Here is a 22,556-nt window from a genome sequence, read left to right on the forward strand (position 1 = left end):
CGGGCGCTCCGGCCGCGCTACTCTTTTCGCGGGGATCATCGCTTGTCTTCCTGGCTCGACTACACGATCAACGGGCTGATCGTCGGCAATGTCTACGCCCTCGTTGCGGTCGGGCTCGCGCTGATCTTCGGCGTCAGCCGGCTGATCAACTTCGCGCAAGGATCGATCTATCTGGTCGGCGCCTATATCGGCTGGGTCGCGGTGGTGCGGCTGCACACGCCGCTGCCGCTGACCATCATCGTGGTGGCGGCGGCCGCCGCAATGGTCGGCTTGATCATCGAGCGGTTCGGCCTGCGTCCGCTTCAGAACTCGGTGCGCATCGCGCCGCTGCTCGCGACCATCGGCATCAGCTTCGTGCTCGATCAATTGGTGATGCTGACCTTCTCGCCCAATCCGCGCGCGCTGCCGAGCCAGCTGCCGGACGTTCGCTTCCAGCTCGGTGGCGGCACCATCGGACCGCTTGACCTCCTGATCGCCGGCGTCGGGCTCACCAGCGCGCTGCTGCTGTTCGTGTTCCTGCGCTACACCAAGCTCGGCTGGGCGGTGCGCGCTACCGCGCAGGATCGCGACGCCGCCATGCAGATGGGCGTCGACGTCAATCGCGTCAATCAGGCAGTGTTCGGCATCGCGGCCGCGCTCGGCGGCGTCTCCGGCATGCTGGTCGGCATGTACTACAACCAGATCGACACCGCGATGAGCCTGCAGGCGACCCTCAAAGGCGTCGTCGCGGAAGTGGTCGGCGGCGCCGGCAACGTGCCGGGCGCGGTGATCGGCAGCCTGCTGCTCGGACTGGTGGAGAGCTACGGTGTCGCCGTGTTCGGCACCAGCTATCGCAATCTGTTCGCGTTCCTGCTGCTGGTCGTGGTGCTCGTGCTGCGCCCGAACGGTCTGTTCGCAAGCGCGCGGCAGGCTCCGCCCGAGCCGCTCACTGGCACCTTCATCGCGCCGAGCCGTCCGGTCCGCATCCCGCGCTGGGCCCTGTTGGTCGCGGCTGCCGCCTTCGCAGTGCTGCCGTTCTTCCCGGTGTCCTCCTACGTGCTCCAGACCCTGATCAACGCCTGGCTGCTCGGCATGCTCGCGCTCAGCCTGACTCTGGTTGCGGGCACGATGGGCCAGGTCTCGCTCGGTCACGCCGCGTTGCTCGCGATCGGCGCCTACACCTCCGCGCTGCTGTCGCTGACGCTGGCCGTTCCGGTCGGCCTTGCCGTCATCGGCGGCGGCCTGATGAGTGCTGCGCTCGGCACGCTGTTGATCTCGCCGTCGTTCCGCCTGCGCGGGCACTATGTGTCGATTGCGACACTCGCCATCGGCGAAATCGTCTCGCTGGTGATCCTGAATTGGGAGAGCGTCACCCGCGGTCCGATCGGCATTTCAGGCATCCCGCCGTTGTCGCTGTTCGGCTATGACCTGATCAGCCCGTTCTCGGTCTACTGGTTCAGCTTCGCGGTGATGCTTGTGCTGGCGCTGCTGCAGGGACGGCTGCTCGGTTCGCATCTCGGCCGCAGCTTTCGCGCCATCCGCGACGATGACATCGCCGCACGTGCCTACGGCCTCAGCCTGAACCGCTACAAGTCGCTGGCCTTCATCTTCGGCGGTTTCGCCGCCGGCGTCAGCGGCGGCATCGCCGCGCATCTTTATTCCTACATCAACCACGAGACCTTCAACACGCAGCAATCCATCCTGGCGCTGACGGTCGTCATCCTCGGCGGTCTCGGCAACGTCGTCGGCGCGATCGTCGGATCGGTCGCACTGGTCGGCCTGCCCGAACTCTTCCGCATCGCGGCCGAGTACCGCATCCTGATCTATGGCATCGTGCTGCTGCTGCTGGTGCGGTTCAGGCCGCAGGGCCTGTTGGGGACGATCTGATGGCGGAGCAGCACGCGCCCATGTTGTCCCTGCGCGGCCTGACGCGCCGCTTCGGTGGCCTCACCGCGGTCGATGCGATCGATCTCGACCTCGGTAAGGGCGAGCTCGTCAGCATCATCGGCCCGAACGGCGCCGGCAAGACGACACTGTTCAATCTCGTGACCGGGCTCGACCGGCCCGACGATGGCGCCGTACGCTTCGAAGGCCAGGACATCACCGGTCTCTCGCCGGAACGGCTCGCGGCCGAAGGCATCGCCCGCACCTTCCAGCTCGGGCGCGTGTTCGGCAATCTCAGCGTCATGGACAACGTTCTGATCGGCGCGCATACGCGACTGCGTGCCGTGAAGCCGACGGTGCCGGTGATCGGCCCGCTGCTGGAGTTGGGCCTTGCACTGCTGCGACCCGCCAGCGTCAGGGCCGAAGAGGAGCGGCTGCGCGAGGAGGTGAAGGCCATTCTCGCCCGCTTTGGCGAGCGGCTGCTGCCGCGGATCGACCAGCCCGCCTATAGCCTGTCCTACGCCAACCGCCGCCGTGTCGAGATCGCGCGTGCGCTCGCCTTGAGGCCGCGCCTCTTGCTGCTCGACGAGCCCACCGCCGGCATGAACCCGACCGAGACCGCGGAGATGCAGGGCCTCGTCGCCGAGCTGAAAGCGGAAGGGCTGACCATCCTGCTGATCGAGCACAAGCTGGAGATGGTGATGCGCCTGTCCGATCGCGTCATCGTCATGGACGAGGGCAAGAAGATCGCGGAAGGGCCGGGCGAAGAGGTGCGTGGTGATCCCAAGGTGATCGAGGCCTATCTCGGTCACGGGCTATCAGGCACGACGGAGCGGGAGAGTGCGGCATGACGAATCCTTCGCCCGAACCGCTGCTGTCCCTCTTCAACGTCAACACCTTCTACGGCCAGGCCCAGGTGCATTTCGACCTGTCGATCACGGTCGCGCGCGGCCACATCGTGTGCCTGCTCGGCGGCAATGCCAGCGGCAAGTCGACGACGATGAAGATCATTCTCGGTCTGGTCAAACCGCGCTCGGGCGAGGTGACGTTCGACGGCGCTTCGCTGATCGGGCTCACCACGCCCCAGATCGTCCGCCGCGGCATCGCCTCGGTGCCGGAGGCGCGGCGGCTGTTCGCGGACATGAGCGTGCGCGAGAACATCCTGATGGGCGCCTTCGTGCGCAACGACCGTGAGGCGGTGGCGCTGGATCTCGACCGGATGCTGACGCTGTTCCCGAAGCTCGGCCAGCGGCTGTCGCAGCGCGCCGGCTCCTTGTCCGGCGGCGAGCAGCAGATGGTGGCGATGGCGCGCGCGCTGATGAGCCGGCCGCGCATGATCGTGATGGACGAGCCGACCATGGGCCTGTCGCCGCTCTACGTCGACCGCGTGCTGGAACTGATCCGCAGCATCAACCAGGCGGGCGTCTCGGTGTTCATGGTCGAGCAGAACGCCAGCCTCGCGCTCGAGATCGCACATGAAGCCTATGTGCTGCAGACCGGCAGGATCGTGCTGTCAGGCCCGGCGCGGGCGCTGAAGGATGATCCGCGGGTGCGCGATGCCTATCTCGGCGGCTCCGAGGCAGCGTAGCACTTCAGGTCCGATGACGCGCCCGCAGGCGGGACAACGCGGCATGACGAGCCCTCTCCGGGACTAGCCAGTGTGACCAATCTGTGAAAATATCATACCGTTGGCGCGACGGGGTGTGCGGCGGGACGGAATGAACTTCGTGACGAAATTGGTGCGGGCGGCCGAGCCCGGAACGGTGGTGCTGCTCGGCGGGCTCGTCGCCGCCAACGTCGCCGCATGGGCCTGGGCCGTCTCGCTGTTCGGCGACCGGCCGACGGTGATGGCAACGGCGCTGCTGGCTTGGGTCTTCGGCCTCCGCCACGCCGTCGATGCCGATCACATCGCCGCCATCGACAATGTCGTGCGCAAGCTGATGCAGGCGGGCGGCGCGCCGCGCAGCGTCGGTCTCTATTTCGCGCTCGGCCATTCCACCGTGGTCGTGGTCGCGACCCTGTTGCTGGCGCTCGGCGTCGTGAGTCTTGGCGGTGACAGCCTGCTCAAGGAGATCGGCGGTCTGATCGGTACGTCAGTGTCGGCGCTGTTCCTGCTGGTGATCGCGGCCATCAATCTCGCCATCTTCGCCGGCCTGTGGCGGACGTTTCGCATGGCGCGAGAGCAGGGCGTTCACGATGCCGCGGGCCTCGATGCGCTTCTCGCCCGTCGCGGCGTGCTGGCGCGACTGCTCGGGCCGCTGTTCCGTCTGGTGACGAAGCCGTGGCACATGTATCCGCTCGGGTTCCTGTTCGGCCTCGGCTTCGACACCGCCACCGAGATCGGCCTGCTCAGCATCTCCGCAAGCGAAGCCGCCCGCGGCGCCTCGCTCGCCGATGTCCTGGTCTTCCCGGCGCTGTTCGCCGCCGGTATGGCGCTGGTCGACACCGCCGATTCGGCGCTGATGGTCAGCGCCTATCGCTGGGCTTTCGTCGATCCCCTGCGCAAGCTCTGGTACAATCTCACGATCACCGGCGCTTCCGTCGCGGTCGCGCTGTTCATCGGCGGCATCGAAGCGCTCGGCCTGATCAGCGATCGGCTCGGCCTCTCCGGCGGCATGTGGACGCTGGTCGATGGCCTGAACGAGTCGCTGGCGAATGTCGGCTTCGCCGTGATCGCGCTGTTCGCGATCGCATGGCTCGCCTCGATCGTGCTCTATCGCCGCATGTTCTCGGATGACGGGCGAGGTTCGGCGGACGTAGTAGAAGGCTTCGATGCGACCGAGGCCGTCGTGGTGAGACGTCCCTGATTCTACCGGTTCAGAGCGAAGCCGCGCTCTGGACTTGTTCCACCGGCAAGTCATCGGCGTTGGGATCCCCCGGTGCCGTCGCCCAGGCGAGCTCCACCAGGGTCACGATCCGGCGTCCGCCGCCGTCGAGCTGGCAGACGATCAGGCCCTGCTCCTCCATGTAGCCGAGCAGCCGCTGCGCGCGGCGCAGCGAATGCGAGCCGTAGGCGCGGGCGATCGCAGCATCGCCGGGACAAGGCCAGCCTTCCTTGGCCGCGCGCGCGATCATCATGAACACGCCCTGCATGTCGTCGGGCAGGATCGAGGCGCGCAGCGTGACGTCCTGCCAGGCGTCGTCTTCAGTGAGATCGGTCCCGAGCCCGGCGCGCGCATGCGTCAGCATGCGACGGAATTCGTTGAGATCAGGCACCGCCGCGCCGAGGCCCTCGATGCGACAGCGGACCACGAACTCCTGATAGAGCACGCCGATGGCGCGGAAGCCGGCATCGGGCTCCGCCAGCACGGCGCGCAAGGTGCGGGCGACACGTTCGCGCCGCTCGGCGAGTTCTTCTGCGCTGGCCGGCACCTCGGCCACCTCGGGCCGGATCTCCGGCGCGGCGGCCGCCTTCGCTGCGCGAAGCTGCTCCAGCAGGTCCGGCGCAGGCCGGCGCTGCGGCCGGCTGGCATCGGGCGGTGGTGCCGCCAGGATCACGGCGCGCGCATCCTCCAGGGTTGCCTCCGGCAGCGGCATCAGCCGCGGCGTCGAATTGCGCGGACTTGTATCGGTCGGGCCGATGTTCAGGCGCAGCGGACGGCGCGACAGCGCAGGTCCCAGCGCCATGAACTGTCCGCGCTCGAGATCGCGAAAGGCTTCGGCCTGCCGCCGCTCCATGCCGAGCAGATCGGCGGCGCGCGCCATGTCGATGTCGAGGAAGGTCCGTCCCATCAGGAAGTTGGAGGCTTCCGCCGCGACGTTCTTGGCGAGCTTCGCCAGCCGCTGGGTCGCGATGATGCCGGCGAGCCCGCGCTTCCGGCCGCGGCACATCAGATTGGTCATGGCGCCGAGCGACAGTTTTCGCGCCTCGTCGGAGACTTCGCCGGCAACGGCCGGCGCGAACAGCTGCGCCTCGTCGACCACCACCAGCATCGGATACCAATGGTCGCGGTCGACGTCGAACAGGCCGCCGAGGAAGGCCGCGGCGCGCCGCATCTGGTTCTCGGCGTCGAGCCCCTCGAGATTGAGCACGGTGGAGACGCGATGCAGCCGCGCACGCTCGCCGGCGACCTGCAGGCCGCGCTCGGTATGGTCCTCGGCCTCGATCACGAGATGGCCGAAGCGCTCGGCCAGCGTCACGAAGTCGCCCTCGGGATCGATGATGGCCTGCTGCACCCAGGGCGCGCTCTGCTCCAGGAGCCGCCGCAGCAGGTGCGATTTGCCGGAGCCCGAATTGCCCTGCACCAGGAGGCGGGTCGCCAGCAGTTCCTCGAGGTCCATGGCGGCCGCGGCGCCTGCCGTGGTCTGTCCCATCTCGATCGCAACCGTCATGTCCCCGACTCAAGTCCCCATCATTCGCGGACAGGGGCTTATCAATCCCGTCGCGGCGCGTCGAGCGGCGCGGGGCGAATCATGCCGCGTTGCCCACGACGGGGTTCAGGCGTGCCCGGATAGCTGTAGAAGCGCGGGCCGATAGGGGGCTTGCGGATCATCGTCCTCGGTCTCGGGGATCGCGCAGGAGCCGAATTCCTGCCTGATCCGCTCGATCTCGGCGATTCGCTCGTGCAGCCGCTGCAAATGCTCCGGCGATGTCGCCTTCCAGAATCGGAATGTGTCGGCCGTGAGCGGCAGGAAGGCGGTGCCGAACGGCGTCGGATCGGGAACGATGGTGCGTCCAAGCAGCAGGAATCGCTCGGCGGCGGAGACGACGAGGGTGGCATAGCCGCGGTTTCCGATCCGCCTGATGCCGTTCAGCGACCATTCGGCGAGCTTGCTGAAATATGGCTCCACGCGCCAGCGATCCGGGCAGTCGTCGTCGACGGTGACATTGACGGCGTCCTGGCTGAAATGCACGACGAGGCCGGCCGTCTCGGGAAACCAGTCATCGCCGAGATGGCCTTGCAGCCAGGCGCACGCGAATGAGCGGCACATTTGCGGGCGGCGGTCATAGATCGTGCACCCCGTGCCTGTCTGCCAATGCCGGCACAGCTGGTTCACCGGCTTGTCGACCGCGGCCACTTCGAGGATATCGCAGCAGGCGTTGCACGATCCGCATTGCCGGGCCGGCCGGGTCGTCTTCGGCAGGCCGGTCGCGCGAAAGCCTTGTCCGTCGCGGACCAGCAGCTTCTGCTTCTCCAGCGCATTCAACGCACGTTCGATCTTGAGACGGGATAGTCCGGTGGCGTCGATCACGCCCTTCATCGTCGTCGCGCCCGCCTCCACTGCGCGGACGACGCTCAGCATCGTCTGATCCATTCTTGTTGTTCTTGTCTGGCTATCTCAGCAGTGCATAGCAATCGCGCCGGAACAAACGGACCGGCTAACAGGTTGCGAAAACCTGACTTAGAAACGTATCTTGCTCATCTCCCCATGGCAGGACAAGACGCCGTGGCCGTCCTGCGCGCATGCAACGTCTGCGCGAATGAAGGACCTGCACGTGCGGGAGCTGATTTCGCGTCCAATCGGCTCGCTTTGCCCGCGAAGTGCCGGGATCTGACGACCGGCATGCGGCCGTCTCACGCAGTCGTGATATCAGCCGCCCGCGCGCGGGGGCGCGACCCGATCGCGTAGCCCTGAGGTGCAACGACTATCGTTGAATTTGCGCAACACCGGGAACAGTGCCGGGCCGAAGCTGGACTGAGCGGCGATGCAAAGAGGCGATCCCGCACTCGGCGCGGTCGCGCTGGTCGGCGTGACCGGCCTGATCTGGCTTAAATCGTTCCTGATCGGGCGCGTTATTGCGCGCCCGATCCACCCTGCACGATCTTCTCGTTCAGCTTCTGGTCCACGGTGTCGACGGTGCGGTCGATCTCGGCGTTCGGGACGCCGAGCTGATGCGAGATCAGTTTCACCAGGAGATCGACGCGCTCGATGAAGGGCGCGCCGCTCGCGACCGCGCGCGCGGCCGAGGACGGCTTGAGCAGGCTTTCGGCTGCCTTGGCGTATTTCGCGAACGGCACCTGGTCCTGCGGGTCGGCGCCGAGCCGGCGGGCGATCGCGTCGACATGGTCGTAGATCGTCTGCGAGCGCTTGAGATCGCCGTGCACGGCGTCGCGGATCGACTGCGGCTCGCTGGGCGTGATGCAGCGGTAATTGCCGGTCAGCAGCATCGACCATTTCGCTAGCGGCACGAATAATGAGTCGAACACTTTCAGCTTCACCGGCACGTCGTGGCCGTCGAGCGTCACGGCGTCGATGTCGGCTTCGAGCTCGCGCAGCAGCTTGTTGTGCGTCTCGTCGGCGAAAACCGACGCCTTGAAGTTGGTGGGCAGGCCGACATGCAGCACGTTGGCGGCTTCTTCCGGCGGACGGAACGCCTGCGGATCGGGCGAGCACAGCGTCACCAGCCCCGGCTCGAACCGCTCCCACACCTGCGCATTGGTGTAGGCCTCCTCGAGATTCATGCCGGCGAGTGCCGGAATTCGCTTCAGATAGGGCAGCGGCGGCATGTTCATGATCGACAGGCACGGCAGTTTCGCCGCGGCGATCTTGACCATGAGAACGCGCACCGTGTGGTTGGTGTATTGTGGCTCCTGCATCGCAAGGCCGACCAGATCGTAACGGGAGAGGTCGACATAGGCCGGCGTGACGGCATCGAGCTTGCCGGGCAGGTCGCGCGAGAAGATCGCCCGGTGGACCGCCTCGTCGCGCAACTTGATGCGCACCTCGGTACCATCCCGGTTGATCAGCTCCGCGGTCTTGGCGCGGCAGACCAGGGTTACGTTATGCCCTGCCATCAGCAGCTTCGTGCCCAGCAGGGAGCCGTAAGAAGCCCCCAGAATCAATATGTTGCGCGCCATGCTCCGTCCCTTTGAATGTGTGCAATTTTCAGCCCTGCCCTTTCTCCGCGGGCGAGTTGACGGCATGTAAGGCGAACTGCGGGAAGTTGGCAACTGGGATAATGCATACAAGGAGACGCCACTGCCCCCGGAGCTGAGGCTCGGACCCTTGTTCTTTCAAGGCGATTGAGCTTCCCGGATTGGGTTGGCGTTTCGGCTATTCCACTCCTCGCGGGCGCGACCGTCGTCGTCACGTGTCCTTCGCGAAAGACTGTCACAATGGTTGATCTTGGCGTCTTCCTGCGGGCTTGGCACACGATGGTAGTGCGCTGCACCCTTCACCACATCGTGCTTTCACAATCGAAGCTTACACAGGCATGACTCTTGTGTCGGCACGCGTGGTTTTGACTCGCCGATCGCAACAAGAAACGACAAAGCCCGCCGCGTAGCCTTGCGGTTGCGTGGCGCTAGACTGTGCATCAGCGACGGAGCTGGGGACGTGACGATTGGGGTGAGCCGGCCGGGACTTTGTGCCCAAGCCCGCTTGTTTGGAATGCTTACCGTTTCGCGCAGGTGCTTTGCCGCACGCCGCGCAGAGGGCAACGCTGGCGAGTTTGGATGCAGGTCCGCGCAATCGTTGGCGGCGTTCGGGGGCTGACATGGATGGTGAAACTTCGCCTCACCGTTCGTGCGACGGCGCCGGACGAAATCTGGCTCACTTGCGGGATCGAGCCTCCCAGTTTTTCGAACGCCTGTCCGTCATGGAGCTTGCGCACGAGTCGCGCCGGCATCTGTGGATTTCGGACTGGCTGAGGGTCGCCGACGATTACCGGACATTGGCCGAATCTGCGCGCGAAACGCGTTCGGCTCAGATTGCCGGGGAAGCGTGGCTGTGCTCGCTGACGGCCCTCGAAGTCGTCAGAAGTCTGAGTAGTCCGGGAGATGTCGAGAGTGCCGACCTCGCAGACGAGGTCGGCACCGGCCTGAGAGGCCTCGAGACAGAGGCGGGTCTGCCGATTGAGCGCGTCAAGATCGACTGCTTCGATCAAGGCGCCCTGGCTGGCTTCTTCCTGCCCGCGCTTCGTCGCGGCTCTGCCGCGCCGGCGGTGATCTGCGTCAGCGACGACGATGCCACCTTGGGCTCGATGATGAGCAGGCTGTTGCCCGCCTCGCTCTGCGGGACCATGTCGCTGCTGCTCGTCGATTCCGGCAATTCGACCGTTCATCGCTCCTTCAAGCCGGAGCACAGGCTACAGTTCTGGTTGGACTACCTGGAAGCCCGCCCCGACGTCGACCCGCGGCGGATCGGTATCTACGGCGAAGGGGCGGGCGCCGCTCATGCCTCCCGCCTTGCGTTCTCGGATCGCAGGATCGCGGCCGCCGTGTGCGACGGCGGGCTTGTGAGGCCGGTCATGTGTCAGGCGTCACTTCGCTGGATGACCGGCTTCGGGCAGGCCGTCCCTGACGAGGTCTCGAGAGAGGCAATGCTGCCGCCGCGCCGAGTCCCGTGCCCGCTGCTCATGGTCGTCGGGAGTCGCTCCATGGTATGGGAGCAGGATGCTCTCGAGCTGCAAGCCGACTACCGGCGGATTGGAGCCGATTGCTCGGTCGTCGTGCCCAACAACGTCCCGCACCCCCTCGGTGAGGTCGAGAATTTTGTCGCCGTTGACGACTTCATTGTCGAGTGGCTCGACAGCAAGCTTGGAACTGCCCGCAAGCTCGACCCGGTGACCCACCTCTAACCTGGGTCCGGCGCATTGCAGGACCCCGCGGCGCGACGACAGCAGCGTCCAGCTCGCATTCTGGGCTCGGCATCGGCCGATCAGGACGCGTCGATAGCCAGCAATCGCGCAGCCAGCCGGGCGTTCTTGGCGATCATTGCGAGCGAAGCGTTCAATTCAGCCAGGGTCTTTTCGTCCAGATCGTTGAACATCGTCGAATTCAGGGCGAGCTTTCGCTTCGATAATTTCTCGATCTCGGTCGTCGCCTTCGCCGTGAGCGACATCAGGACGAAGCGGGCATCGTCCGCCGCCGGTCGTCGTGACAGAAAGCCGCCTTTTTCGAGGGTCTTGGTCTGGTTGGTCACGAAAGCCGGGTGGACCCGCAGCTTGTTGGCGATGTCGATTCCGGCGACGCCGCGCCCCTCGTCCAGTTCGGTGATCGCCATCAGGATCAGCCATTGCGGCTGGGTAATGCCCAGCAGTCCGGCCCAGCTGGTGTGAATGTTCTCCAGCTGCGAGTGAATTTCGACGACGTTCCAGACGAAGTCCATGATCGCCCTGTCGAGTTTCTTCTCGATCATCCAGCTGCCCCATTCTGCTCTGATCGTTCTTCTTGTTGTGCCCTGGAGCAGTGTTTTAGCCGGATATTGCGGAGCCGTCTCGGACTTCGCGTAAAGATGGAACGGTAGACACCGCATCGCAAAAACCAAACCCGACGCATCGATGCTTGCAAAAAACAATTAATTGGATTACGTCTCCTCACACTCAGAATTTGCTGCTCTTGACCGTTGCGACAGGCAGCGATGTGAGACCTCCAAGAAAGCCCCCGGGATGCCCCCTGGGGGCTTTTTCCTTTGTTTCAAGCTATTTATTGGATGTGTTGGGGGCGCCTGTTGCGCTCGGGCAACACCCCCCATCGAAGTTTCAATTCACTGGATCAACAAATTGAGGCAATGAATTTTATAAACTATACGTGAGGTACGACGGAGGGGGGGCACCTCGCTGTCGTTTCAGTCCGGACCTTCAGTGCGGATCTGAATTGAACGGAAATTAAAGAGGGTTAAGCGGCCTCCGCCGAGGAGCCGAGCCCCCTGAACCGACGTGGAGGTTTACCAATGAAGTTGACGAAGACGCTCTTTCTCGGCTCGGCAGCCAGCCTGATGGCTGCCTCCGGTGCGTTCGCAGCCGATCTTCCCGTGAAGGCCAAGGCCGTCGAATACGTGAAGATCTGCTCGCTGTACGGCGCCGGCTTCTACTACATCCCGGGTACCGACACCTGCATCAAGCTGGGTGGTTATCTGCGCGCTGAAGTCGCGTTCAACACCAACAGCAACTACGGCATCTCGAACGGCGCTCCCGCCGGTGCGCACAACCGTCTGAGCAACTACTACTCGATGCGCGCTCGTCAGGATCTCAACATCGACACGCGCACCGCGACCGAGTACGGCGTCGTCCGCACCTACTTCGACGCGGTCTTCACCTGGACGACCGGTGGCTACGTCGGCACCGGCTCCGGTACGGGCACGACTGGTTACACGGCCACGACGGCTGGTACCACCACCATCAACTCGACCGACGGCGGCACCTCGGGTGGTTCGCTCGGCGTGTACTACGCCTTCATCCAGTTCGCCGGCTTCACCATGGGTAAGGCCGTGTCGCAGTTCGACGCGCCCTGGACCAACTATCCCGGCAACAACATCGACAGCCTCGTCGGCGGCAGCGGCACGGTCACTGGTGTCAACCAGTTCACCTACACCGCTGACTTCGGTCAGGGCATCACGGCGGCCTTCTCGGCCGAAGATGCGACGGCCTACTACCAGGCCGGCAACCTCAACTTGAACGGCGCGACTGCCGCTGGCATGGTTGGCGGTTCGTATGGCTCGAATGCCATCGGCGGCTCGCGTTCGCCGAACCTCGTCGGTATGGTCCGTGTCGACCAGGCTTGGGGTCTGTTCCAGGCGTCGGTTGCCGCGCATGACAACCACGTCGCCTATTACGGCGCGACCGAGACCTCTGGCCACCCCGACGACAAGTGGGGTTGGGCGGTTCAGCTCGCTCTGTCGATCAAGAACATCCCGACCGGCGCGGGTGACACGATCAACATCCAGGGCGTCTACACCGACGGTGCGACCCGCTATAACTTCCAGAACCTGGCGGGCAGCTCCTACCAGATGTACGGCAGCTCGGGCAATGCGTACCAGAGCGTTGGCTTCGCCAATGCTCCGGACACCGTGTTCGTGACCGGCGGCTCGCAGGAGACCGTCAAGACCTGGGGCTTCCGTGGTGCTTACACCCACAACTGGGATCCCTACTGGAACACCGCGCTCTACGGTGCTTACGCTCAGGCCCAGTTCGGCACGCTCGCCAAGACCACGCTCTGCGGCGCCAACGGTGCAGGCGGCGTGTTCGGCGGTCTCGCCGGTGTCACGGGTTGTAACCCTGACTTCGCCATCGGCCAGATCGGTATCATCACCCGCTGGACCCCGGTCAAGAACCTCACCTTCTCGGGCGACTTCAACTGGACCCGTCTCGACCAGAAGTACTCGGGCACTGCCGTGCTCAGCCCGGCTGCCAACACGGCCAAGCCGACCGCTGTGTACGAGCTGAAGGACCAGGACAGCTTCACGCTGCTGCTCCGCGCCCAGCGCAACTGGTAAGATCTGTCGAAGCATTTCGACGAGCACCCGGCGGGAAACCGCCGGGTGCTTTTTTGTTGTGCGGTACGCGCCATGCAATTGGATCGTTTGTCCGATCGCGCGCGGCGAACATCCGGGCGTCCGTGCCTGAGGCGCGATTGTCGGATGACGTTGCGCGCGACCCCGGGGGCGGGCTGGGCAATCGCATATGGTGCGCACGGTGCGGCGGCATCGGCACTAGGCTCCCTCCCCCGCTTGCGGGGGAGGGTTGGGGAGAGGGTGTCTCCGCGCTGGGACTATTGAGATTAACTGAGGACATCCCTGCGTGGCGAGAGCCCACACCCGCCGCGCTCTGCGAGCGCGTCGGCCTCTCCCGCAAGCGGGAGAGGCGGAGCAAGCCAGCGGACAATCCCCGTGAAATCCATATGCGATTGCCCTGCGGGGGCGGGGGGCTTTGCGGGCATTGCTGTGTCGCCCTCTGTCAACCCACTATCGCGAAAATATTCCGCTTTACCGAAATTCGGATTTGGCGTATGTGTCGGTCCATCCCGGCTCATTCTTGAGGGGCGATCATGAGGTCATCATTGTCGCGAGCCGGGCTTGCGGTGGACGCGGCAGCGTCGTGCACGAAAGTTGAAGGGTAGGGCGGATTGCTCTCCGTGAGCCCGAAACTGCGTGCGGACGAGCGGCGCTGCTAGGTTTTGTCTCGCCTGTAAGTTTCCGGCTCCGTCGACAGGGCTGGAAAAACTGCGGCGAAATGGCGAACCGCGCGTACGGCAAAACCGTGTGGTCCTGGCCGTCGTTGCTACGGTCAAGCTCTTGCGGAGGCGGCAGTCGCGTCGACCGGCGCGGCGCCGGTGAATTTCGCGAGGGGTGAGGGAGGCCAGAACGAACTCGGCTCCCGGGAGAGCACGGTATAAGCCGTCCGACCATCGCGCAGGGAAGGCCGTGTGTGGGCTTCACCTGTATGCTGCTGTGCGGTTTTCTGCGTGTGCTCTATGCGCAGCAGACCGCGGGTGCGAGCCGGCACCCGGCCTTCCCTGTGCCCTCTTGGCTCGAGAGGGTGGAGCGACGAAGCAAAGCTCGGGCGAATTCTGCCGCGAGAAGGCGAAGGCATGTCTGCAAGTTGAGATGCGGTGTTGGGGCTGCGATGGCACCTGTGCTCCGCAATTGCGAGTTGGAACCAGGCTTGAGGAGCAGACGCGCGCTGGATGAAACTTTGGAATCCCTCCAGGGAAAACACACCGGATCTGCTTCGCTGCGCTCGCAATGCCGACGTGCTCCCGGGAGGGACACGTGCGCGTCTAAGAGATTCTTCCGCTGCAGGATCTTCCGCAAGTCTTGGGTCGTCATCCCAGGCTGCGGTCGGGTCGTCCGCATTAGCCCCGGCTCGCCACGCGCGCGGAGTCGAGATGCTGCTCGATCTTGGGGCGGTCGCGCGTGCGCTCGAAACTGGTGCAGAGCAGCTCGGTCTCCTCGAGCGAGACCGGCGCACGATAGAGCCGGCACATGAATTCAACCGTTGCACGTCCCTTGCCGGTGCCCGGACCGCGCTCTGCGAGAAACATGCAGTCCCGGCAGATACTGGCATTGAGCCGCTGATGGGCTGCATCGAGGTGATTGAGGATCTCGCGGAGAGAGTCGCGCAACCTGATGCACTCGTCGGTGCCGAGCGAAGTGACCGCATTCACCACGTGATTGATCGGGTCGTGCTGGCTCAGGCATTTCTCGCCCTGGGCGGTGACGTGCAGGACGACAGAACGCTTGTCCTCATGCGACGGCTTTCGCACCAGAAAGGACTTGCCCTCCAGAGTCTTCACGATCTGCGATGCAGTCGCTCGGGTGGCGCCGATGAAGCCGGCCAGCGCGGACGGGGTGCGCGAAAATCTGTTGGCGCGGCCGAGAAAGCGCAGCGCCATCCACTCCCGATCGCGCAATCCATGCTGATCGCCTTCGAAATACCAAGCCCTCGCCGCCTGAACCAGCAGCTCGACGGCTTCTCGCGCCAACGGCATGGAATCTACCTCGTCCCCGGAACTTTGTCTGCGGCGTCGCGGAGCCGCTCTGCGCCCAGAGTGTGCGACGAGCCTGTCGTGCGGAACTCTCGTTCAAAGGCACGGACCGTAACGCGCCGCACCTTGACCGTTGCGGAACGCGTCCCTCGGAACGAGAGGCTGCGTCGATGGCATGCCAGCAGCGTCGTCGTCGCGCGGGAGCCCGGATTGCCGTCACCGGCAGACGGTGGATCGGAGTGGTTCAACCGAAGCCCCCAAAAGTTCAAGTCGCAGGCAGACGTTTCTTATACTCGAGCGAAACGATGAATGAGCTTCTCAACAAAATCAAGTCAAGACGCTCGCTGAGACTGGATGTCGTCGTAAGCGACTTTAACGTTCAAGACAATCGCGCTCTTCGGGACACATGATGGTGAACGCAATGCGCTACTCGACGAGCAACATGCGCCCGACTTTGCGAGCGGCTGATTGCGCGGCATGTTGTTGTCTGTCGTCGACGCAAATTGACCGAAGCTTGTGCACGACGATGATGTGTGTCGGCACATCATCCACAACTTGTGCGTTCCGGCGGAGAATCGCTCGAGGGAACTCAGAGGAATTGCACGTGGCGGTTGTCGTCGCCGTGTTCGCAGAATCGTCGCGCTGGATCGCTTGCACCGCGGCGCCGCGCGGTGCTCACCCGAACGGTGACGGGCTCATGACGGAAATCGGTGATGGATCTGGGAACGCATGCGCGGGAAGCGCAACGCCATGCGCAATCTCCTGTCGAAAACCACGAGCAGGACGGGCGACAGACGCCTCTATGCCGCCTCACCCTTCCGTTCGCTGGTCACCCTTGAGCATGTCCCGGAGCTCGCGGAACGGATCGGCGCTCGGCGGAGCCGAAGCGCCTTGCCGCATCGCGTTGTAGATTCTCGGAACCATGTCGACCGCCTGATCGAGACCCGAATCACGTCCCGACTGATATCCGCCCATCAAGCGAAGATCGCGCGTGTCCTCGTATTGCGCGATCATGGCGCGCAGCTTGCTCACCAATTCGCGCTCCTCGGGGTCCCACACGTTGTGGGCGAGGCGTGAGACCGACGCCAGAACGTCGACGGCCGGATAGCGCGCTTGGTCGGCGATGTGCCTGGAGAGCACGATGTGCCCATCGAGCGTGCTGCGGATGGTGTCGGCGATCGGCTCGTTGTGATCGTCGCCGTCGACCAGCACGGAGAAAATCCCGGTAATCGTGCCGGATCCCTCCTCGCCTGGACCGGCGCGCTCCAGGAGACGCGGCAGATCGGTGAAGACCGTCGGTGCGTAGCCGCGCGCGACCGCGGGCTCGCCGGCGGCGAGCGCGACCTCGCGGGCCGCATGGGCGAAACGGGTGATCGAATCGACCATGAGCAGGACCGATTCGCCCCGGTCACGGAAATATTCGGCGACCGCCATGGCCGTCTTCGGCGCCAGCCGCCGCATCATCGGGCTTTCGTCGCCCGTCGACACGATGGTGACGGCGCGGTGACGGTCGGTGCCCAGCACGTCCTCGATGAACTCGCGCACCTCGCGGCCGCGCTCGCCGACCAGGGCCAGCACGACGGTGTCGAAGCCCTGGCTGCGGGCGAGCATCGCAAGCAGCGTCGATTTGCCAACGCCGGAGCCGGCGAAGATGCCGACGCGCTGGCCAGCGCAGATCGGCGAAAACAGGTCGATGACGCGTACGCCGGTGCGCAGCGGCTTGTGGACGCGAGCGCGCTTCATGGCCGACGGCGCCTCCGCTTCCGCCGAGACCGCCTGGGGTCCCTGGATGAGGGGGCCCTGTCCGTCCAGCGGTGTGCCGAGGGCGTTGATGACGCGGCCCTTCCAGCTCGGATCGGGCGCGAAGGACAGAGGCGGCATCCGGTAGGCGACCGAGCCGAGCCCGCCGGCAAATTGCCGGTCGAACGGCTTGGCAACGATGCCGTCGCTGTCGATCCGCACCACCTCGCCGATCTGGCGCTTTCCGGCCGAATTGACGCCGATGAGCTCGCCGAGCCTGACGAAGCGCGACAGGCCGGAGACGCGGAAATGCGTCGGTGCGATCTCGGAGATCGCGCCGCTGACGCTTGCCAGGGGAGTGCTCTGCTGAAGCTCCAGCAGCGCCCACTCGAGTTGCCGAAGAGCGTTCAAGGAAACCGTCCAACCTCAATCCTGAAGCATGATCCGGAAAAGTGCGCAGCGGTTTTCCGAAAAGATCATGCTTAAACAACAACCTAAAGCACGAGGCGCAGTCTACTTGCCGGGTTCGCCGAGTGTCCGGATCGCGTTCTGGAGCGAGCTCTCGGTGCCCTCGATCATCGAGTTGGTGCCGTCGAAGGCGCGCGAGGCCGAGATCAACCGCGTCAATTCAAGCATCGGATTGGCGCCGGAGCCCTCGACATAGCCCTGCTTGAAGCCGTCCCGGGAGAAATCGGCGATGGCGGTGGCAGGCCGGTCGGGCGTCACGCCGGAATTGCCGTAGCGTTCGAGATTGGCGTCGGGCGGAATGTTGAACAGGCCGATAGTGCCGATCTCGTTGTTGTCCTGGGTGATCGCGCCGCTACGCGCGATTGAGACCGGTCCGCCGTTGGGGTCGAGCGTGATCTGCGCGCCGCCGGAATCGACGACGGGGAAGCCGCTCACGGTCTGAAGGTCGCCGTTGGGAGCGATCTGGAGGCGGCCGTCGCGCGTGTAGACCGTGCCGTTCGGACCGGCGAAGGCGATCCAGCCCTGTCCGACCACGGCGACGTCGAGCGGGTTGCCGCTCTCGGTGATGCTGCCCATCTCTCGGGAGATGATGTTGTCGCCGGGCGAGGAGAACGCCACCGGCGTCGGGCCCGCCTTGGAGAGCACGGTCTCGAACTTCACCACGTCGGTGCGGAACGCCGCCGTGTTGACGTTGGCGACGTTGTTGGCGATCGTCTGGAGGCGCTTTTCGAGCGCGACCTGCGCCGACAATCCCACATAGAGAGCCGATTGCATGACTTACCTGTTGAACTTGATGTTCTGAAGTGTCGTGAGCATGTTGGTATCCATGTTGATCGACGTCGCGGCGCCGGCGATCAGGACCAGCGCGGGGTTGGTCGAGGTGTCGTTCTGGGCCTGGGTCGCGTCCCACATCGCCGCAAAGCGCTGCACGAATTTGGTGACCTTGGCCGGGTCCTGGAAATCGGCGAGATCGATCTTGTCCGTGATCATCTTGGCCTGAGCATCGATGTCGGACGAGCTGATGGTCGACGACCAGCCCATTGCAGTCTGCACCACCTGCGTCAGCGCCTTGTCGGCGAGGATCTGGTAGGGGGTCGTGATCGTGGAAGCCTTGCGGGTGAAATATAGCGCCAGGCGCAGGCCTTCGTTCTGATCGCCGGCCTTCTCCTCCATCGTCTGCGTGACGTATTGGGTCGCGGTGCCGGTCGTGGCTGCTGTGGTCTGCGTTGCCTTGTCGCCGAGGGCGGCGAAATTGAAGGCGGTCGCGAATTGCCGATAGCGGGTGTCGGTCAGCTTGTTGGCGAAGGCGTCCTTGCTCGCAACGCCCTCGGTCAGCACCTTGCGCATGAACGCCTTGGCATAGGTCATGTCGCTGAGGCCGTAGGCCTTCATCGCGTAGGAATAGAGACGATAGTCCTTCAGGAAGTCGTCGATCGTCTTCACGTTGCCGATATGGCTGAGGAAATAGTCGGTCTCTCGGCTGACGTCCGGCTGCTGTGCGACCTGCGTCAGCGACTTGCCCATGTCCTTGGTCAGTCGGGTGTAGTCTGCGATGGTGGATAGCATGACGCGCGCCCCTCTGGCCGCTGTTGCGGCTTCGCCTCAAACTGCCGCGAATTGCTTGCGCGAGGCTGGCGACGAAGAAGCCAGCCTCGCGCAAGCGTGGCCGACTAGATATTCCCGATGGGATCGGCGATGGAGCGGCGCGTTGGGCAGTTTCGTGGGGATTTTCATCACGGTAGCGGCACTGCTCGGCGGCTTTGCAGCCATGGGCGGGCATCTGGCCGTGCTCATGCAGCCGTGGGAGTTCGTGATCATCATGGGCACCGCGGTCGGCACCTTCATCGTGGCCAATCCCTGGAAGACGGTCGTGGACACGGGCGTCGCCTGCATGCAGGCCATCACCAACGCGGTGCCGGGGCAACGTTACTATCTCGACCTGCTGGGAGCGCTGCATGCCCTGATGCGCGAGCTGCGGGGCAAGGGGCGCAACGAGGTCGAGGCGCATATCGACGATCCCTCGTCCTCCGAGATCTTCAAGGCGTTTCCGAGCGTGCTCGGCGATCCTTCGCTGCTCCAGTTCATCTGCGACTACGTCCGCCTCATCATCATGGGCAATGCGCGCACGCACGAGATCGAAGCGCTGATGGACGAGGAGATCCATACCATCGTGAAAGGTAAGCTGGCGCCCTATCATGCGCTGGTGACGGTGTCCGAGGCGCTGCCGGCGCTCGGTATCGTCGCCGCCGTGCTCGGCGTCATCAAGGCCATGGGCGCGCTCGACCAGTCGCCGAAGCTGCTGGGCGGCTTCATCGGCGCTGCCCTGGTCGGCACCTTTGCCGGCATCTTCCTGTCCTATGGCGTGCTTTCGCCCTTCGCGATCAAGATCAAGATGACGCGCGAGAAGAAGTGCCGGCCCTACATCATCGTCAAGCAGACGCTGCTGGCGTTCATGAACGGCGCCATGCCGCAGATCGCGGTCGAGCACGGCCGCAAGATGATCGCGAGCACGGAGCGGCCGTCGATCGACGTCGTCGAGAACGAGACCATCGCCGGTCCCAAGCCGGTCGCGGCCGAGGCCGAACCCAAGGCGGCGCGCGCATGATGATGGAAGACGCTGAAGTGGATCAGCGCAAGCAGCTGCCGAACTACCTGCTGGACGCCGCCGGCATATCGATCGATCGTATGCCGATGCTCAATGTGATCTTCGATCGCATGGCGGCATCGTGTACCGACAGTCTCCAGCCGATGGCTGGAACACCCTGCTATTTCTCGGTCAACGGCATCACCAACGACCGCGTCGGCGACATCATCAAGGACTACGAGGCCAACGCGGTCGCGGCGGTGCTCTATGCCGAGCAGTGGGACTCCCGCATCATCATCATGCTCGACCGTGACTTCGTGTTCACCATGGTCGAGGCGATGTTCGGCTCCGACGGCGCCGAGCCGCCGCTCGACGTCGAGCGCTCTTTCTCCAATATCGAGCTCCGCCTGGTGCAGGCACTGTTCGAACGGTTTGCCAAGGCGCTGCAATCCGCCTTTGCCGGCACTTCGAACGTCACCTTTCGCGTGGAGCGGGTCGAGACGGCGATGGCTTCGCTGGCGATCGGGCGAAGCGGCAACATGTCGATCTGCGCGAACATCATGCTGCAGGCGCTCTACCGCGGCGGCCAGATGTTCCTCATCATCCCGCACTCCGCGCTCAATCCGCTCCGGCAGAAGCTTGCTCATGTCGTGGTCAGCGACGGTCGCGCGGCCGACCCACGCTGGCGCGAGCAGATGGAGAGCGAGGTCCACCGGACCGAGGTGACGCTCAGCGCGGTGCTCGATGAGAAGACGGTGTCTCTCGGCGACGTCGTGAAGTTCCAGGTCGGGCAGGTGCTCGAGCTCGAAGCCACGCCACGCACGCTGGCCCGTCTCGAAAGCAACAATCAGGTACTGTTCTGGTGTCAGATCGGCCAGCTTGACGGCTATTACGCCATGCAGGTGGCAGATCCGGTCGACCAGAAACGGGAGTTCGTCGATGATATCCTATCTCGTTGATGCCGTGCTGTTGGTTGCGCTCGCCTTCACCAGCATGCGGGTGACAAGGATGCACCGCGAGCTGGCGCGGCTGCGCAGCTATCAGGGCGAATTCTCGACCATCGTGCACGAGACGGCGGGCGCCTTCGACACGGTCATCACGGCGGCGCACGATTCCACCGCAAATCTCGGACGGCTCGCCAACGTGCTGAGCACGAAGATCGATCAGGCCCACGAGGCGATCGCGGCGCTCGATGCCAGAAGCGGCCTCGCACCCGCCGCGACCGCAGGCGGCGCCGACTTGAACAAGCATTGAAGGCGAAGCCGGCAGGACGATTACGACGGGAGCGCCGCGGCGCTCCGGCAGCGGACATACCAAGAGGCGATACCAGATGGCGCAATCCTTCGACTATGAATCTGCACCCGCATCGGCAGAGGCCGAAACGTCTCCCCTCGAGCGGCTGGCGGAGATCGCCCAACGCACGGCCGAGGAGACCGGCAAGTTCGCCAATATCGACGCCATCCTGCGGATCCCCGTCACCATGCAAGTGGTGCTCGGCTCGGCGACCATTCCGGTGGCGAACCTGATGAAGCTCGGCCGCGGCGCGGTGGTTCCGCTCGATCACCGGGTCGGAGAGCCCGTCGATGTCGTCGTCAACGGCCGCATCGTCGCCCGCGGCGAGGTGGTCGTCGTCGAAGAGGACAATTCCCGCTTCGGCGTCTCGCTCACGGAGATTGTTGGTCCGCTGGGCCAAGGTGATACCTGATCATGGCGGCACCGGTCGGCATCGCGCCAGCCAAGCAGCGAGGTGTTACCACGCTGGGCGGCACGGAAAAGGTTGCCGCGCTCCTGCTGGCGATGGGCCGGCAGGCGGCGGCGAGCGTGCTGCAGCAGTTCGAGCCGCAGGAGATCCGCATCGTCACCAAGGCGGCGGCGGAGCTGCGGCCGATCACCGCGCAGGAGCTCGAGGGAATCGTCGAGGAGTTCGCCCAGCAGTTCTCGATGGGCGCCAACATCCTGGGCACCCTCGGCGGCCTGGAAGCCGTGCTCGGCGACGTGCTTCCGGCCGACCAGGTCTCGCAGATCATGTCGGATCTGCTCGGCAATTCGAGCCGGTCGGTATGGGACCGCGTCTCGTCGGTGTCTGAAAACTCGCTCGCGAGCTACCTGTCCAAGGAGCATCCGCAGACGGCGGCGCTGATCCTGTCCAAGGTCAAGCCGGCCTGCGCCGCCAAGGTGATGAGCCAGCTGCCCTCGAGCCTGCGCAACGAACTGATGCGGCGCGTTCTGAGCCTCAAGCCGATCGTCGACGACGCCATGCGCATCATCGAGAAGACGCTGCACGAGGATCTGACGCTGAACTTTGCCCGCAACCTCGGTGCCGACACCTACGCCCGCGTCGCCGACATCATCAACAAGATGGAGCGCGGTCATATCGAGGACATGCTGAAGAGCCTGTCGGAGAAGCGGCCGAAGTCGGCCGAAGTGCTGAAGGAACTGCTGTTCACCTTCGACGACGTGGTCAACCTGACACCGAAGGCGCGCACCATGATCTTCGACCAGGTGCCGACCGATCGCATCGTCGTCGCGCTCAAGGGCACCGACAAGCATTTCCGCGAGCTGATCCTGTCCTCGGTCGCCTCGCGCGTCCGCCGCGTCGTCGAGCACGAGCTCGCCATTGGAGAGCCATCGAACCAGCGCGACGTGCTGGAGGCGCGACGCGTGATCACCGATCTTGCGCTCGAGCTGGCGGAGAAGGGCGAAATCGAGCTCAACCCCGAGCAGGAGGATGAGCTGGTCTTCCGCTGACCGCT

At 64.6% G+C, this 22,556-nt stretch carries 19 protein-coding genes; 11 read left to right on the top strand and 8 right to left on the bottom strand.

Annotated elements, in window-relative coordinates:
* Positions 1-42 precede the first annotated feature (42 nt).
* The 4 genes from IVB23_RS29755 to IVB23_RS29770 all read left to right on the top strand — a co-directional run bounded on the left by IVB23_RS29755 (position 43) and on the right by IVB23_RS29770 (position 4,670).
* Positions 43-1,866 carry an ABC transporter permease gene (locus IVB23_RS29755; RefSeq protein ID WP_247800993.1) on the top strand — a complete coding sequence of 608 codons (1,824 nt, stop codon included), beginning with the start codon at positions 43-45 and terminating at the stop codon, positions 1,864-1,866.
* Positions 1,866-2,714 carry an ABC transporter ATP-binding protein gene (locus tag IVB23_RS29760; RefSeq protein WP_061877158.1) on the top strand — a complete coding sequence of 283 codons (849 nt, stop codon included), beginning with the start codon at positions 1,866-1,868 and terminating at the stop codon, positions 2,712-2,714. The genes IVB23_RS29755 and IVB23_RS29760 overlap by 1 nt, the downstream gene beginning before the upstream one ends.
* On the top strand, positions 2,711-3,451 hold the full coding sequence (locus IVB23_RS29765; RefSeq protein WP_061877157.1) for an ABC transporter ATP-binding protein: 741 nt from the start codon (positions 2,711-2,713) through the stop codon (positions 3,449-3,451). The genes IVB23_RS29760 and IVB23_RS29765 overlap by 4 nt, the downstream gene beginning before the upstream one ends.
* 130 nt (positions 3,452-3,581) lie before the next feature.
* Positions 3,582-4,670, top strand: a complete 1,089-nt coding sequence (locus IVB23_RS29770; RefSeq protein ID WP_247800994.1) for a HoxN/HupN/NixA family nickel/cobalt transporter — start codon at positions 3,582-3,584, stop codon at positions 4,668-4,670.
* A 10-nt stretch (positions 4,671-4,680) separates the two neighbouring features.
* Here IVB23_RS29770 and IVB23_RS29775 read toward each other — a convergent pair whose 3' ends face one another.
* From IVB23_RS29775 to IVB23_RS29785, 3 genes are all read right to left on the bottom strand, one after another.
* The gene (locus IVB23_RS29775; protein WP_247800995.1) at positions 4,681-6,195 is read right to left on the bottom strand and encodes an ATP-binding protein; all 1,515 of its coding nucleotides are present in this window, start codon (positions 6,193-6,195) and stop codon (positions 4,681-4,683) included.
* A gap of 105 nt (positions 6,196-6,300) precedes the next feature.
* Positions 6,301-7,119, bottom strand: a complete 819-nt coding sequence (locus IVB23_RS29780; protein ID WP_247800996.1) for a YkgJ family cysteine cluster protein — start codon at positions 7,117-7,119, stop codon at positions 6,301-6,303.
* A gap of 479 nt (positions 7,120-7,598) precedes the next feature.
* The gene (locus IVB23_RS29785) at positions 7,599-8,663 is read right to left on the bottom strand and encodes a 2-dehydropantoate 2-reductase (RefSeq protein ID WP_247800997.1); all 1,065 of its coding nucleotides are present in this window, start codon (positions 8,661-8,663) and stop codon (positions 7,599-7,601) included.
* Positions 8,664-9,301: 638 nt separating this feature from the next.
* Here IVB23_RS29785 and IVB23_RS29790 point away from each other — a divergent pair.
* On the top strand, positions 9,302-10,384 hold the full coding sequence (locus IVB23_RS29790; RefSeq protein WP_061877152.1) for a hypothetical protein: 1,083 nt from the start codon (positions 9,302-9,304) through the stop codon (positions 10,382-10,384).
* Positions 10,385-10,464: 80 nt separating this feature from the next.
* Here IVB23_RS29790 and IVB23_RS29795 read toward each other — a convergent pair whose 3' ends face one another.
* Positions 10,465-10,944, bottom strand: a complete 480-nt coding sequence (locus tag IVB23_RS29795) for a MarR family transcriptional regulator (RefSeq protein WP_061877151.1) — start codon at positions 10,942-10,944, stop codon at positions 10,465-10,467.
* A 534-nt stretch (positions 10,945-11,478) separates the two neighbouring features.
* Between IVB23_RS29795 and IVB23_RS29800 the strand changes: the two genes are divergently transcribed.
* Complete coding sequence (locus IVB23_RS29800) at positions 11,479-13,020, top strand: porin (protein ID WP_061877150.1); 1,542 nt, start codon at positions 11,479-11,481, stop codon at positions 13,018-13,020.
* Between the two features lie 1,358 nt (positions 13,021-14,378).
* Here the strand turns inward: IVB23_RS29800 and IVB23_RS29805 are convergent.
* The 4 genes from IVB23_RS29805 to IVB23_RS29820 all read right to left on the bottom strand — a co-directional run bounded on the left by IVB23_RS29805 (position 14,379) and on the right by IVB23_RS29820 (position 18,785).
* Positions 14,379-15,014, bottom strand: a complete 636-nt coding sequence (locus IVB23_RS29805; RefSeq protein WP_061877149.1) for a MarR family transcriptional regulator — start codon at positions 15,012-15,014, stop codon at positions 14,379-14,381.
* Between the two features lie 807 nt (positions 15,015-15,821).
* A complete protein-coding gene (fliI, locus tag IVB23_RS29810; protein ID WP_061877148.1) occupies positions 15,822-17,162 on the bottom strand; it encodes a flagellar protein export ATPase FliI in 1,341 nt (446 codons plus the stop codon).
* Positions 17,163-17,264: 102 nt separating this feature from the next.
* A complete protein-coding gene (flgF, locus tag IVB23_RS29815; RefSeq protein ID WP_061877147.1) occupies positions 17,265-17,993 on the bottom strand; it encodes a flagellar basal-body rod protein FlgF in 729 nt (242 codons plus the stop codon).
* A gap of 3 nt (positions 17,994-17,996) precedes the next feature.
* Positions 17,997-18,785: a DUF1217 domain-containing protein gene (locus IVB23_RS29820; protein ID WP_061877146.1), complete on the bottom strand. Its 789-nt coding sequence runs from the start codon at positions 18,783-18,785 to the stop codon at positions 17,997-17,999.
* Between the two features lie 142 nt (positions 18,786-18,927).
* Here IVB23_RS29820 and motA point away from each other — a divergent pair, with 142 nt between their 5' ends.
* The 5 genes from motA to IVB23_RS29845 all read left to right on the top strand — a co-directional run bounded on the left by motA (position 18,928) and on the right by IVB23_RS29845 (position 22,551).
* Positions 18,928-19,824 (top strand): flagellar motor stator protein MotA, encoded by an 897-nt coding sequence (gene motA, locus IVB23_RS29825; RefSeq protein ID WP_247800999.1) that lies wholly within the window; start codon positions 18,928-18,930, stop codon positions 19,822-19,824.
* Positions 19,821-20,762 (top strand): FliM/FliN family flagellar motor switch protein, encoded by a 942-nt coding sequence (locus IVB23_RS29830; RefSeq protein WP_061877144.1) that lies wholly within the window; start codon positions 19,821-19,823, stop codon positions 20,760-20,762. Before motA ends, IVB23_RS29830 begins: the two co-directional genes overlap by 4 nt.
* Positions 20,743-21,057: a hypothetical protein gene (locus IVB23_RS29835; protein WP_061877143.1), complete on the top strand. Its 315-nt coding sequence runs from the start codon at positions 20,743-20,745 to the stop codon at positions 21,055-21,057. Before IVB23_RS29830 ends, IVB23_RS29835 begins: the two co-directional genes overlap by 20 nt.
* 76 nt (positions 21,058-21,133) lie before the next feature.
* Positions 21,134-21,508: a flagellar motor switch protein FliN gene (gene fliN / locus IVB23_RS29840; RefSeq protein WP_061877142.1), complete on the top strand. Its 375-nt coding sequence runs from the start codon at positions 21,134-21,136 to the stop codon at positions 21,506-21,508.
* 2 nt (positions 21,509-21,510) lie between these two features.
* A complete protein-coding gene (locus IVB23_RS29845; protein ID WP_035670173.1) occupies positions 21,511-22,551 on the top strand; it encodes a flagellar motor switch protein FliG in 1,041 nt (346 codons plus the stop codon).
* Positions 22,552-22,556: the final 5 nt, after the last annotated feature.

The sequence above is a fragment of the Bradyrhizobium sp. 191 genome (assembly GCF_023100985.1).
GTDB classification, from domain to species: domain Bacteria; phylum Pseudomonadota; class Alphaproteobacteria; order Rhizobiales; family Xanthobacteraceae; genus Bradyrhizobium; species Bradyrhizobium diversitatis.